Source organism: Micromonospora terminaliae (genome assembly GCF_009671205.1).
Taxonomy (GTDB): Bacteria; Actinomycetota; Actinomycetes; order Mycobacteriales; family Micromonosporaceae; genus Micromonospora; species Micromonospora terminaliae.
This window is the reverse complement of sequence record NZ_CP045309.1, coordinates 6671791-6684977: the sequence shown is the minus strand read 5'-3', so window position 1 is coordinate 6684977 and position 13187 is coordinate 6671791. Positions and strand designations below refer to the sequence as shown.

Annotated in this window: 12 protein-coding genes; 5 read left to right on the top strand and 7 right to left on the bottom strand. The window is 73.6% G+C overall.

The genetic code is table 11. The annotated features are described in order from the left end of the window. Positions 1–14 precede the first annotated feature (14 nt). From GCE86_RS31175 to GCE86_RS31165, 3 genes are all read right to left on the bottom strand, one after another. Positions 15–419 carry a hypothetical protein gene (locus GCE86_RS31175; RefSeq protein ID WP_154230232.1) on the bottom strand — a complete coding sequence of 135 codons (405 nt, stop codon included), beginning with the start codon at positions 417–419 and terminating at the stop codon, positions 15–17. A 17-nt stretch (positions 420–436) separates the two neighbouring features. Further along, positions 437–2179 carry a hypothetical protein gene (locus tag GCE86_RS31170; RefSeq protein ID WP_154230231.1) on the bottom strand — a complete coding sequence of 581 codons (1743 nt, stop codon included), beginning with the start codon at positions 2177–2179 and terminating at the stop codon, positions 437–439. A 383-nt stretch (positions 2180–2562) separates the two neighbouring features. Continuing rightward, positions 2563–3066, bottom strand: coding sequence for a GNAT family N-acetyltransferase (locus tag GCE86_RS31165; RefSeq protein ID WP_154230230.1), 504 nt, complete (start codon positions 3064–3066; stop codon positions 2563–2565). A 130-nt stretch (positions 3067–3196) separates the two neighbouring features. Between GCE86_RS31165 and GCE86_RS31160 the strand changes: the two genes are divergently transcribed. From GCE86_RS31160 to GCE86_RS31150, 3 genes are read left to right on the top strand one after another with little or no spacing between them, the layout of a single operon-like run. Further along, positions 3197–3751: an NADPH-dependent FMN reductase gene (locus GCE86_RS31160; RefSeq protein WP_154230229.1), complete on the top strand. Its 555-nt coding sequence runs from the start codon at positions 3197–3199 to the stop codon at positions 3749–3751. 27 nt (positions 3752–3778) lie between these two features. Further along, positions 3779–4792: an ATP-binding cassette domain-containing protein gene (locus GCE86_RS31155; protein ID WP_154230228.1), complete on the top strand. Its 1014-nt coding sequence runs from the start codon at positions 3779–3781 to the stop codon at positions 4790–4792. Further along, a complete protein-coding gene (locus GCE86_RS31150) occupies positions 4789–5643 on the top strand; it encodes an ABC transporter permease (protein ID WP_154230227.1) in 855 nt (284 codons plus the stop codon). Before GCE86_RS31155 ends, GCE86_RS31150 begins: the two co-directional genes overlap by 4 nt. Before the next feature lie 54 nt (positions 5644–5697). Here the strand turns inward: GCE86_RS31150 and GCE86_RS31145 are convergent, their stop codons facing one another. Beyond that, a complete protein-coding gene (locus GCE86_RS31145) occupies positions 5698–6696 on the bottom strand; it encodes a DUF4034 domain-containing protein (RefSeq protein ID WP_154230226.1) in 999 nt (332 codons plus the stop codon). A gap of 82 nt (positions 6697–6778) precedes the next feature. Next, a complete protein-coding gene (locus tag GCE86_RS31140; protein WP_154230225.1) occupies positions 6779–10318 on the bottom strand; it encodes an AAA family ATPase in 3540 nt (1179 codons plus the stop codon). A gap of 256 nt (positions 10319–10574) precedes the next feature. On the opposite strand from GCE86_RS31140, the gene GCE86_RS31135 reads away from it, so the two are divergent. Next, a complete protein-coding gene (locus GCE86_RS31135; protein ID WP_154230224.1) occupies positions 10575–10796 on the top strand; it encodes a hypothetical protein in 222 nt (73 codons plus the stop codon). A gap of 1 nt (position 10797) precedes the next feature. Continuing rightward, on the top strand, positions 10798–11118 hold the full coding sequence (locus GCE86_RS31130; protein WP_154230223.1) for a GYD domain-containing protein: 321 nt from the start codon (positions 10798–10800) through the stop codon (positions 11116–11118). 136 nt (positions 11119–11254) lie between these two features. On the opposite strand, the gene GCE86_RS31125 is transcribed toward GCE86_RS31130, so the two are convergent. Together GCE86_RS31125 and GCE86_RS31120 are read right to left on the bottom strand one after the other, a co-directional pair. Continuing rightward, positions 11255–12508 (bottom strand): sensor histidine kinase, encoded by a 1254-nt coding sequence (locus tag GCE86_RS31125; protein ID WP_154230222.1) that lies wholly within the window; start codon positions 12506–12508, stop codon positions 11255–11257. Further along, positions 12505–13161 carry a response regulator transcription factor gene (locus tag GCE86_RS31120; protein ID WP_208818053.1) on the bottom strand — a complete coding sequence of 219 codons (657 nt, stop codon included), beginning with the start codon at positions 13159–13161 and terminating at the stop codon, positions 12505–12507. Before GCE86_RS31120 ends, GCE86_RS31125 begins: the two co-directional genes overlap by 4 nt. Between the last annotated feature and the right edge of the window lie 26 nt (positions 13162–13187).

Genomic DNA, 13187 nt, shown 5'->3' with positions numbered 1-13187 from the left:
GCGTCGGCGGCTGGTCAGGCGGAGTGCCGCACGGCCGGTTTCCTGGTCGCCCTGACCAGCCGTTCGAGCCGCGCGATCAGCCCGGCCACCGACTCGCCCCGGGTCTCGGGCTGCCGGCCGTCCGCAGGCTTCTCCGCCTGGCCGTCCGGGGCCGCGGCCCGTTCCGCCTCGTCGATGAACGTACGCGCCTGCTCCTCGATCTGCTGCTTCTTCTCCTCGGACTCCCGAGCCTCGGAGCGCAGGGTCTCCATCGTGAGGTGCCAGGCCCGGTTCAGCCGTTGCGGATCGTCGAAGAGGCTGCCCTCCAGGGGCGGCCCGGAATCGACGTAGCTGCCCGACGGCACCACCCACAACGCGTCGTCCACCACGTACCGGTCCTCGGGCTGCTCTTCCGGGGGCTGGGGCTTCTCTGCCGGCACCAGAACTCCTTCGGTCGTCATTGGTACGCAAGCTCCCCCGCGCCCAGGTCGTTCCGCTTGATCAGGTCGTTGTAGTGCGCCAGCTTCAGGCTGAACCGGTACGAGACGTAGATCAGGTTCACTGCGGAAATGACGCAGAGGGCGATCCAGCGCCAATCGGTGATTCCAACGAAGGTGAGGGGACGGGCGATACTCCCGGCCTGCGGGGAGGCCGGTGCGGTGAGGTAGAGAATCACGCCCAGGACGGACACCACGCCGCTGACGATAAGGGAGAGCCGGGCCAGCAGGGATCCACCTACCAGAGCTTCCTTGTCGGACGACATGCCGAACCAGGACGCCGCGACCGCCGGCAGGGCGAGCATCAACGCGGGCAGGCCGCCGGCCTGCGCGCCGTGCGATCCGGTGATCAGATTTCCGGCGACCGCGACGAGCAGGGTCGTGGCGAGCGCGGTTATCGAGGCCTTCCCCCGGGCACCGGGCGGCACTTCCTTGAATCCCGCGAGCAACTGCAGGCCGCGCATCTTCGGGGACTGCCGGGCATACCCGCGCATGTACACGTGGACGAAGTTCTGGCCCCTCCGGCGGCGGACCCGGAAATGGTGATCGAGCTGGAACGGCACCTGCCCGTCGGCCAGCGCCGGGTCGATCTCGTGCCGGCAATCGCTGCCGTTCTCCTGGTTCCGGCCGCGCCAGTGCCGGGTGAGCAACAGGCGGCAGTGCCGGCACTGCAGGTACTGCGTCAGGACGTATTTGTTGGACGGGGCGTTAACCCGCAGGTGGTAGCTGTCGGCCGTGAGTGCGAGCTCCATCGGGATCGCCACCTGGTCGGGGTTGAGGCCGAGACCGAGCCGGAGCAGGCCCTTCCAGCCCCTGCTGAAGGAGGAGGGGATGAAGGTCCGCTGGTACTTGATGAGCAGCCGGCGGCTGACCGCCTCGGCGGCCGGCACGACGGCGATGATGGGATAGGACGAGCTGAGCGCGCCCACGTACTTGCGAACCCGTTCCCGGCTCTGGTCGTCGGGGAACTTGATCTTTTCGAGGATCACGGCCATCCGGCGCTCGGTCAGGTCGACGCTGACCGGTCGACGGACGGCGATCAGGTGCAGCAGGGCCAGCTCGGCGCCGCGCACCGTCTCGTCGAGGTTCCTCGGCTCGGACGCGGCTCCCGGACCGGTGAAGATCTGCGCGAGCAGCAGGCGCAGGCCGGCCGACGCCAGCCGCAGCGACTCCTCGTAGGACATGGTGGTCAGCGAGTCGCCCGCGGCGGAGCGGAGGTGGAAGTTGTCCACCAGCTCCCCCTTCATCGGCTGCAGCACCGGCACGTACAGGGCCTTGCCGTCGTCCTCCGTGCTGGGCAGCGAGAACGAGATGGTGACCTGCTGGTTCACCGCCCGGTCGTCGAGGTCGATGACCTCGGTGAGCCGGGACCGGCAGCGGGCCGGGTCGACGATCAACTCGATGAAGAGCGCGATGGCCTCCCGGTCCTGCGCGTCGAGCCGCTCGGTCGCCGACTCCTGGAGGCCCTGCAGCCAGGCCACGTCCGGCGGCGTCGAGGACTCGGGCATCGGCTGGTCGTGACCCAGGCGCTCGCGCAGCCGGGCGAAGATCCACAATGCGAGGGCGGCCGACATGAGGACCAGCAGCACGCGGGCGCCGGCCTCCAGCAGGTCGGGGTGGTCGTGCAGCCAGCCGCGCTGCCCGTCGAAGCGGTAGCGGAGCCAGCCGGTCGCTCCCGCGAGAATTGTCAGCAGGACTGCCACGAGACCGATGACGACGTTCCACATCAATGTGCGACTGTCACGTTCGCGCTCCATGGACAACGCCCCTTCGCCGCCGACTGCAAAGCGCACTCAGAGGAATACACCCTGCTACAGGGTGAATGACCTGTCGAGCGGCGGCCGGGGCGCGCAGACCGGCGTGACAGGTTCGGCGTAAGGACCGAAACCGCACGTCACATGCCGACCGGCAATTACCGGCCATCGATATCCTGAGCGTCCAAAGTGAACATCCCGTTACGCTATCGTTATCGCGGACATCATTGGGTTCCTCCGTTTTCGTGCCCGTCGATGGACACCCGGACAGGCCGCAGCGACCGGGCGCACAACCCGGCCGTCCGGAAGTACGGGGAACTGCGCCGGCCGGATCAGCGAGGCCGCAGGTCGATGCGCCAGTCGTTGGAGCGCATGAGGTGCCCCGGCGGGTATTCGAACTCCGTCTCGCCGAGCAACGTGAACCCGGCCTTGCGGCACACCGCGTTCGACGCCGGGTGGTCCACCGCCGGGTAGGCGTGCGCGAACCGCCGGCCGCCGTGCGCCGCGGCCTCCGCGATCAGCGCGCGCACCGCCGCGCTCGCCAGCCCCCGCCCCTGGTACGCCGGCAGCACCGCCCAGCCCATCTCGTAGACCGGCTCGCCGCGCCACTCCCGCTCCCAGTAGCCGACGCTGCCCACCTTCGTGCCGGCGGGCAGCGCGACGGTGAACATGTGCCCGCTGCGCGGACCTTCGCCCCGCAGGTAGCGCTCGTGCCGGGCGAGCACCTGCTCGTCGGTCTCCGGGCCGCCGGTGTGCGCCCGCACCTCCGGCGCGTTGAGCTGCCGCAGCAGCGCCAGGTCGTCGGCGCTCCACCGCGCGAGGCGTACCTCGGTCATGCCGTCCCCTCTCGTCCGGCGCCGATTGAAGCAGCCACCCCCGACACCGGCCCGCCAGATCCGATCTGGCGGGCCGCCGGTCGCCGTCTGGCGCCTGCGGGATGAGGCCCGACACCAGCGGGAGGGGAGCATGACGCCGTTGCGGCTCGCCGTGATCATCGGCAGCACCCGGGAGGGACGGATCGGCGACCGGATCGGTCGCTGGTTCGTCGCGCAGGCACGCCGCCGGGACGGGCTGGCGGTGACCGTGCTCGACCTGGCCGGGTACGACTTCCCGGCCATCCTGCCGGCCGAGCCCACGGCGGCGATGCGGTCGTTCGCCGGGGAGGTGAGCCGCGCGGAGGCGTTCGTGGTGGTCACCCCGGAGTACAACCACAGCTTCCCGGCGTCGTTGAAACAGGCGATCGACTACGCCTACGACGAGTGGCAGGCCAAGCCGGTCGGTTTCGTGTCGTACGGCTGCCGGTCGGTCGGCCTGCACGCGGTCGACCAGCTGCGCACCGTGTTCACCGCCCTGCACGCCACGACCGTGCGCGACACCGTCGGCGTCGACCTGCTCGACGGCGAGCCGACGGGGCGGATCGAGGAGCAGCTCCGGCAGGACGCCCGGGTGCTCCTCGACGAGCTCTGCTGGTGGGGCCTGGCGCTGCGCGAGGGCCGCGCGGCGCGTCCGTACGTCTCCTGAGGACACCGATGAAGAGAGGTAGTGATCATGAGTAACCGGAACACCGGCCTGGCCGTCGAGGCCGACGGCCTGGTCCGGTCGTTCGGCTCGACCCGCGCGCTCGACGGCCTGGATCTCCAGGTCCCCGCCGGCACCGTCTACGGCCTGCTCGGGCCGAACGGCGCCGGCAAGACCACCGCGGTGCGGGTGCTGGCCACGCTGCTGCGCCCGGACGGCGGGCGGGCCCGCGTCTTCGGCCACGACGTGGTCGCCGAGGCGGACGCCGTCCGCGCCCGGGTCAGCCTCACCGGCCAGTACGCCTCGCTCGACGAGGACCTGACCGGGGCGGAGAATCTGGTCCTGCTGGCCCGGCTGCTCGGCCTGGGCCGGCCGGCGGCCCGGCAGCGGGCCGAGCAGCTGCTCGCCGCGTTCGGGCTGACCGAGGCGGCCGGGCGGCAGGTGAAGAAGTACTCGGGCGGCATGCGGCGGCGCATCGACATCGCGGCGAGCATCCTCAACACCCCGGACCTGCTCTTCCTGGACGAGCCGACGACGGGGCTGGACCCGCGCAGCCGCAACCAGGTGTGGGAGATCATCCGGGCGGTCGTCGCGCACGGCACGACGGTCCTGCTGACCACGCAGTACCTGGACGAGGCCGACCAGCTCGCCGGCCGGATCGCGGTGGTCGACCACGGCCGGGTGATCGCGGAGGGCACCCCGGGCGAGCTGAAGTCGTCGATCGGCTCCGGCACCGTCCACGTGCGACTGCGCGACGCGGGCGAACGTGACCGGGCCGAGCAGGTGCTACGGACCGCGCTGGGCGTGCCGGTGCAGCTGGAGGCCGACCCGGTGGCGCTCACCGCGCGGGTCGGCGAGGACGGCACCGACCTGGAGGCCGGCGAGCAGGCCGCCCGCGCCCTGGGCGAGCTGGCCCGGGCCGGCATCGTGGTGGACGACTTCTCCCTCGGCCAGCCGAGCCTGGACGAGGTGTTCCTGGCCCTCACCGACCACCCCGCCGCCGGGGCCGACGAGCGGGACGACGAACTGGAGGCGGCCCGATGAGCGACACCGCGACCACGACCGGGCGGCCGCCGTCCGTCTACGTGCCGTCCGCCGAGGCGCTGGCGACGGTCCTCGCCCCGGGCGAGCGGCCACCGAGGCCGGGGGCGCTGTCCGCGTCGCTGACGTTCGGTTGGCGGGCGCTGCTGAAGATCAAGCACGTGCCGGAGCAGCTGTTCGACGTGACCGCGTTCCCGATCATCATGGTGCTGATGTTCACGTACCTGTTCGGCGGCGCACTCGCCGACAGCCCCCGCGACTACCTGCAGTTCTTCCTGCCCGGCATCATGGTGACCAGCGTCGTGATGATCACCATGTACACCGGTGTCGGGCTGAACAACGACATCGAGAAGGGCGTCTTCGACCGGATCCGCACGCTGCCGGTGTGGCGGCCGGCCGCCCTGGTCGGCATGATCTTCGGCGACGTGCTCCGCTACGTGCTCGCCGCCGTGGTCATCCTCGGCGTGGGGCTGGTGCTCGGGTTCCGGCCCGCCGGCGGACCGGTCGGCGTGCTCGCCGGCATCGGCCTGCTCGTGGTCTTCTCGTTCGCGTTCTCCTGGGTGTGGACGTTCTTCGGCCTCGTGCTGCGCAGCGAGAAGTCGGTGATGGGCGTCAGCATGATGGTGCTGTTCCCGCTGACCTTCCTGAGCAACGTCTTCGTCGACCCGGCCACCATGCCGGGCTGGCTCCAGGCATTCGTGAAGGCCAACCCGATCACCCACCTGGTCGCGGCCGTACGCGCCGCCATGGCCGGCTCGACGGACGCCACGAACACCATGTGGCTGCTGCTGTGGAGCGCCGGCTTCGTGGTCGTCTTCGGCACGCTGACCATGAACCGCTACAACCGCCGCTGATCCGGCCGGACGACGGGGTGCCGCCGCTGCGGCACCCCCGTCGTCGTCCCGCCCCTACCGGACGCCGTTCGCCCACCGCCAGTTGTGCACGAAGCCGTGCTTGACCCCGCCGAAGAAGTACGCCCACACCGGGCTCGTGGCGTAGGGGCCGATCTCGTCGAACATGGCCTTCGCCTCGTCCCGCCGATCCGACAGCGAGTAGGCGAGGGCGAGCCAGTTGCGGCACACCATCGCGTCGCCGTGCCGGGGCGGGCCGGCCGCCCGCCACTTCGCCGCGCACGCGTCGTACTCCTGCCGCACCTCGGGGCGCTGGAAGTAACGGCGGCACGACAGCACCCCCTCCGGGGTGGGGGTGCCCCAGTTGAACTCGCGCATCGCGTACTCGAAGTGCGCGAAGAGGGGAAGCAGGGTGGCCGCCGTCCCGGGCGGCGCCGCGGCCGCGGCCGCGCGGGCCAGGCCGAACATCTCCTCGTGCGAGCCGTACCACTTCTCGCAGAGGAAGCTCACCGCCGCCAGGTGGACCCCGAAGTTGAACGGGTCACGGCGCCGCGCCTCGGTGAACGCCTCATGGAACTCCGCCTGCCGCGAGCCGCCGTCGGGGAACATCGCCCACAGCACGTCGATCCACGGCACGGGATCGTGGGGCGCGAGGGCGATGGCCCGGCGCGCGGCGACCGCGGCCTGGGACGACAGCTCGGCGAACCCCTGGAACTGCTCCCGGGTCGTCCGGCTGGCCGGGGCCGAACCCCGCGCGCGGCCCGCCCGTTCCGCGAGCGTGGCCGCGAGGAGGACGGCGGCGCTCGGGTCGTCGGGAGCGGCCACCAGCCAGGCGTCCAGCCACGTGTCGTCGGCGGCGGCATCGCTGAGGACGGAAACCCGGCGGGCCCGGCGCTCCCAGTCAGCACCGGCGGCCTCGATCACGTCGCGAGCGGCCCGCCAGTCGGCGGACGCCTTGTCCCGCGCGGCACGCAGCTCCAGGTCGTCGAGGGCTCGGTCCAGGTCGACGGCCGGATCCACCGGCCGCTGACCTCTGCTGAAGAGATTGCGGAACATCGCCGGAGCATATTGCCCGTAGCCCGCGGTCGCGGCGGCCGGCCGGTCCGGTGGATGATCATTGTCGATCCGGGCCGTGGGCTCAGCGGCCCGCCGCCTCACCAGGCTCGGAGAGGCACCACGGGACCGGCTCCTCGGGCAGGTAGCGGCAGGTGCTGCCGGTGGTGACCGACTCGCGCAGGTGCGCCCCCAGCGCCGGGTGCCGCTCGTCGATCCGGCGCAGGGTGTCCCGGATCCGGGCGGTGACCGCCTTGCGGGCCCGCTCGGCCTGGTCGCCGAGGCGGCGGCTGCGCCCGGCCAGCCCGGCGGCGGCCCGCAACTGGTCCAGCAGCGCGGCGCGTTCGGCGTCGAGGGCGGCCAGCCGCGCACCGTCGTCGCGGACGGCGGCGCGGTCGATCTCGTCGTCGAGCCGCCGCAGGTGCTGCCGGTAGCGGGCCTTCGCCTCGTCGTCGAGGACGGGATCCCCGCCGAGCCGGCGGGCGGCGACCAGCTCCGGCCCGGCGGCCGGGTCGAGCAGCTCGACCGCGGGCACGTCGACGCCGGGCCGGCCCAGCAGCAGGCGCAGGTCGTGCAGGCCTTTGGCGTCGGGCAGGTGCGTGACGACCCCGGCGTAGGCGAGCCGCCACACCGCCCCGTCCCGCCGGAACTCCGGCTCGACGGGTCTGCTCTCACCCGCCCGGCCACCGCTCCCGACGCCGGAACCTGCCGCGCGGGCCGCTCCGGCCGGTGCCAGCAGCGCCTCGGCCTGGTCGGCTCCGGCGGTCGCCTGCACCACATCGACGTGATCGGCTCCGGCGGTCGTCGGCGCCGCAAGCGCGAGATCGGTCGCGGGTGTCGGCACACTGCCGGCCTGACCCGCTCCGGTCGGTGCCGGCGCCCCGACGGCGTAGTCCGCTCCGGCGGTCGCCGGCAACCCGGCGGCCGGCGCCCCCACGGGGTGACCGATCCCCGCTGGTGCCGACACCGCGCGGGAGAGACCCGCATCCGCCGGTCGTGCCGTGAATCCATCGGGGACGGAGGCCGTGAGGGGTTCCTCGCCGAGGCGGTACAGGACCTGGGTCATGCCGAGCGCCCGCGCCTCGGCCGCCGCGTCGGCGCGCAGCCGGACGGCCGTGGCCGCGTCGCCGGGGCGGTCGCGGGCGGTCAGGGCGGCCACCAGCCCGGCCCGGCTCAGCAGCGACCACGGCCGGGCACCCATCCGGTCGGCGGCGTCGCGGGCGGCCTCGTAGCCGGCGACCGCGTCGTCCCAGCGCTGCTCGGCGGCGTCGACGGCGGCCAGCCAGAGGTCGACCGGGCCGCAGATGTCGCAGCCGAAGAACGCCGCCATCCACCGGCCCCGGTGCGGTTCCAGCGCGGCCCGCACCTCGGCGCAGCGGCGGGGATCGGCGCCGGCGGCCGCCGCCTGTGCCCGCAGCCGCAGCCACAGCGGCGACACCGGTCGCGGGTACGCGGCACCGGTCGCCTCGATCCCGCCGGTGAGCCGCAGGGCCGTCCCGGCGTCACCCCGCTCGGCGGCGGTGATCGCCCGGAGCAGCTCCAACTGGGGATGGCCGGCCGCCTCCGGGCCGTCGAGCAGGGCCTGCGCCTCGGCGAGGCGACCTCGGAGCAGCAGCAGGCACCAGCGCAGGTGCGGACCCATGAACATGTGGTCCGAGTGCTCCCACTCCCCGTAGCCGTCCATCTCGGCGAAGTGCGCCTCGGCGGCGGCGAAGTCGCCCCGGAAGCCCGCGATGATGCCGCTGTCGATGGCCGCCGCCATCCGCCGCCGGGCCACCTCCCCCTGCCGGCAGCCGCTGACGAACGCGGTGAGCTCGTCGTGGTAACGCGGGTCGCCGAGTTCCAGCAACGCGACCCAGCGCAGCGAGGTGGCCCACAGCTCGGTCTCCCGGTCGCCGGTGCGCCGGGCCACCTCCCGGATCTCGGCGGTGATCACCGCCCGGTCCTCGGCGGTGCCGAGCCCCCACGTGGTGTCGTGCCGGGCCCAGAGGCTGAAGGTGAGCGCCTCGTCGTCGCGGCCGCGCCGGGCGAGGGTCTCGGTGGCGGTGATCAGATCGGTGACCAGCGCGCTCGTCTCCCGGCCCGGCTCGGGCGCACCGATCAACCGCCCGTACGCCTCGCGCACCAGCTCACCGGACCCGGTGCGGCGGCGGGCCGGGGTCTCCTGCCGGTGGGCGGTGAGCGCCACGCGGGCCAGCACGGCGGGCTCCTCGAGCGTGCGGGCCAGCGCCGCGGCGTCCACGAGCAGGCGCTCGGCCTCGGCCTGCGTGCCGACGTGCTGCAGCAGCTGGGCCAGTTCCAGCATCACCTTGACCCGGCCGGCCGGTTCCTCCGCGACCTCTAGCGCGCGGCGGAAGTGCTGCGCGGACTCCTCCACGGCCAGCCGGCCGCCGGCGTCCCGAGCGGCGGCGACCAGCAGCTCGACGGCGCGCGCCGCGTCGAGCTCACCGCCGGCCAGCCAGGCGTGCCGGGCCAGGTCGGCCGGGATGAGCCGCTCGGCGAGCGCCGCCGACCGCTCGACGGCGCGCACCACGGTGGAGTGCCGGGCGCGCCGCTCGGCGTCGGTCAACCCGTCGTAGAGGGTCTCCCGCACCAGGTCGTGGGCGAAGGCGAACCGGCCCCCACCCCGGGCCAGCACGAGCCGGGCGGTGGCCGCGCGGTCGAGCAGCCGGTCCACCTGCGCAACCGGACCGGGTACGCACGCAGCCAGCACCTGCCGGTGGAAGTCCCGCCCCAGTACGGCGGCGACGGTAAGCGCCTCGACCACCGGGGCGGGCAGCTGGTCGAGGCGGCGGCGCACCGCCTCCCGTACGCCGGGGGCGATGGTGGTGGTCAGCCCGTCGGTGTGCCAGAGCCGGGCGGTCTGCTCGACGAAGAACGGGTTTCCGCCGGTGCGCCGGTGCACCTCGTCGACGAGGTCGCTTTCCGGTTCGCGGCCTGCGGTGCGGCGGATCAGCGCGGCCACCTCGTCGCGGGCCAGGCCGGTGAGCGTGATGGTGGTGGCCTTGGCGGTCAGCGGCGCCAGCAGCGGCCGGAGCCGGTGCTCGCCGGACTCGACCTCGGCGTCCCGGTAGGTGCCGACCAGCAGCAGCCGTTCGAACCAGGTGTGCTGGGTGGCGAACTGCAGCAGCCGCATCGAGGCCGGGTCGGCCCAGTGCAGGTCGTCGAGGACGACCACGACCGGCCGGTGCTGCGCGACGGCCACGAGCGCGGTGGTCACGGCGTCGTGCAGGGCGAACTCCGCCCGGCCGCCGTCGTCGCCCGGCTCGGCACCGGCCGGGTCGGCGCCGGTGCGCTCGCCCAGCAACGCCGCGAGCCCGGGCCCGGCGGCCTCCTGCGCCCGCGCCCAGTCCTCGGGCCAGCGGCCCAGGCGGCGCAGCACCTGCACCCACGGCCAGTAGCCTGGGGCGCTGTCGGAGTCCCAGCAGGCGGCGCCCAGCACCAGCGCCCCGCGCCGCCGGGCCTCGTCGGCGGCGGCGCTCACCAGCGTCGTCTTGCCGATGCCCGGCTCGCCGGTGACCAGGACCAGGCCGCCGTGGCTGGTGGTCACCCGGTCGATTTCGGCGCGCAGCAGGGCCGCGGGGTGCTCCCGCCCGATGATCGCCTCGCCGAACCGCGGCTCCATGACGTCCCGACGGTAGTCGACCGGTCCGACAACGGGGAGAACCCGCACGTCGGCTCGCTGCCCAGCGTCGCCCCGGGACCGGCGACCCGGCGGGTGGCAGCGCGCTTCCCCGCGTACCCGGGAGGTTTGCTGCCCTTGCCGCGGCGCTGCCGCGGGCTGCCGGCGGCGCTCGTGGTGGTCGGGCGTGGGTTGGCCGTCCCGGGATGCGCGGCCGAGGGTCATGACTAGCGGTGGAGGCAGCGGGTAACCGCGGCGCATGGGTAGCCACAAGCAGAACAAGCATGATCCGGGCGGCGAGTCGGCGCGGGCGGGGCGAAAGTCGGGCACCGGCGCGCCGGGCCGCCAGGGCGGGCAGATGGAACGCCCCGGCAAGCGGCATGAGCTGCACACGGCCACCGGCGCCGGGGGCAGCGAGCGGGATCAGGGGCGGGCCAAGGTGCAGGGAGCCCAGCGGGTGCAGCGGCAGGGCACTGGTTGAGATGCCCGCGTTCCTGCTGCGCTCCGTCTACACGGTGGAGGGGATCGACGGGCTGACGCGTGACGGCGGGACCAAACGGGCCGAGGTGGTCCGCAAGCTGGTCGAGGAGGCCGGCGGGCACCTGCTGTCGATGCACTTCGCCTTCGCCGACGACGACACCTACGTGCTGTGCGACCTGCCCGACCACCGCACCGCCGCCGCGCTGGCGATCCGCATCGGCGCGGCTCGCGGGCTGCGGACCCGGGTCACCCCGCTGCTGACCCCGGCCGAGGTCGACGAGGCGACCCGGACGCCCACCGACTACACGGCGCCGGGCGACTGAGCCTAAGCGCGTCGGTGACCACGTGCGAGCAGGCCGGGCAGGCCGCCGGGCCCTGCTCGGCGAACCATCGGCAGGTACGCCGGATCGCGCACTTCGGCAACTGCTCCTCCCCGGCCTTCTGGATCTCGCCGGGTCGTCAGCCGCGGGCCGCGACGGGCATCGTCCGCGCTGGTTGGGCGGGGACGGCCGCGCCCAGGGCTGGCAGGGTCACCGTCACGACCAGTCCGCCGCCCTCGCGGGGATGGGCATGCACGGCACCGCCGTGCGCCTGGGCCACCGCCCGCACGATCGACAGGCCCAGCCCGAAGCCCCGCCCCGCGCCGGCCCGGTCCCGCGCGCCGCTGCGCTGGGGAGCGGCCACCCGGTCATGGTGGAGCCGCCGGAACGGCTGGAAGATCGTCTCGATCTCGTAGCCGGGCACCACCGGTCCGGTGTTGGCCACCACCAGGGTGGCTCGGCCGTCGACGGTGCCGGTGCTCACGTCGATCTCGCCGCCGGCCGGCAGGTTGTGCCGGACCGCGTTCTCCACCAGGTTCTGCGTCAGCCGCTCCAGCAGCACCGGATCACCGGCCGTGGCGGCGGGCGCGAGCCGCCGGCGTACCGTCGGCCCCGGCGTGCCGGCCACCTGGTCGAGGAGGTGGCCCGCGATCTCCGCGAGGTCCACCGGAGTCCGGTCCACCACCCGCTGCTCCGAGTCGGCCAGGGTGAGCAGCCCGTCGATGAGCCGCTCATGCCGCTCGTTGACCGCCATCAGGGTCTCCCCGAGCTGGCGCAGTTCGGCGGGGGCACCCGGCCGGGACATCGCCACCTCCAGCAGCGACCGGTTGAGCGCCAGTGGCGTACGCAGCTCGTGGGACGCATTCGCCACGAACCGTCGCTGGCCGTCGAAGGACCGGTCCAGCCGCTCCAGCATCAGGTCGAAGGTGTCGGCCAGCTCCTTCACCTCGTCGCGCGGCCCCCGCAAGGCGATCCGTTCGTGCAGCCCCCGCCCGCCCGCGTCGGCGGCGGCGATCCGCCGGGCCGTGCCGGTGATCTGGTGCAGCGGCTGCAACGCCCGCCCGGCGATCAGCCAACCGAAGCCGAGGGCCACCACCGAGATCAGCAGCAGCGCCACCCCGCCCTGGGTCAGCAGCGACTCCAGCGCGTTCCGCTTCGCCTCGTCCTGGGCCTCCCGAACCAGGATGCGCACCTGCTCCATCGCGCCGGGGGCGGGCACCTTGCCGAACGGGGCGGCCTGGACGATGTCGGCCTTGGCGAACACGCCGGTCAACGGCTCCCGCATCCGCTGGTCCACGAGCACGTAGGTGACGGCGAGCAGGACCACGCCGGCGAGCAGCAGGAGCCCGCCGTACACCAGGGTCAGCCGCGCCCGGATGGTCAGTCGCTTCATGGGATCTGGTACCCCACTCCCGGCACCGTCTCGACCACCTGCGGGTCGCCGAGCTTGCGGCGCAGCTTCATGACGGTCACCCGCACCACGTTGGTGAACGGGTCGATGTGCTCGTCCCAGACCCGGTCCAGCAACTCCTCGGCGGAGACCACCGCCCCGCCGGCCCGGACCAGCTCGGCCAGCACGGCGAACTCCTTGCGGGACAGCGCCACGTACCGGCCGTCGCGGTAGACCTCCCGGCGGGCCGGGTCGACCACCAGGCCGGCCCTGCTCAGCCTGGGCGGTGCCGCCGGCCGGGCGCGCCGGGCCAGCGCGTGCACCCGGGCGGAGAGTTCGACCAGCGCGAACGGTTTGACCAGGTAATCGTCGGCGCCGAGCGCCAGCCCCGCCACCCGTTCCCGGACAGCCGCGGCGGCCGTCAGCATCAGCACCCGGGTCTCGGCGCCGCTGTCCACCACGGCCCGGCAGACGTCGTCCCCGTGCACCACCGGCAGGTCCCGGTCGAGCACCACCACGTCGTAGTCGGTGACACCGAGCCGTTCCAGCGCCGCATCCCCGTCGTACGCCACGTCCACGGCGAACGCCTCCCGGCGCAGCCACTCCGCGATGGAGTCGGCCAGCAGCGTCTCGTCCTCGACCACCAGTACTCGCACGTCTCCCATGGTGCCGCGCCCGTGGA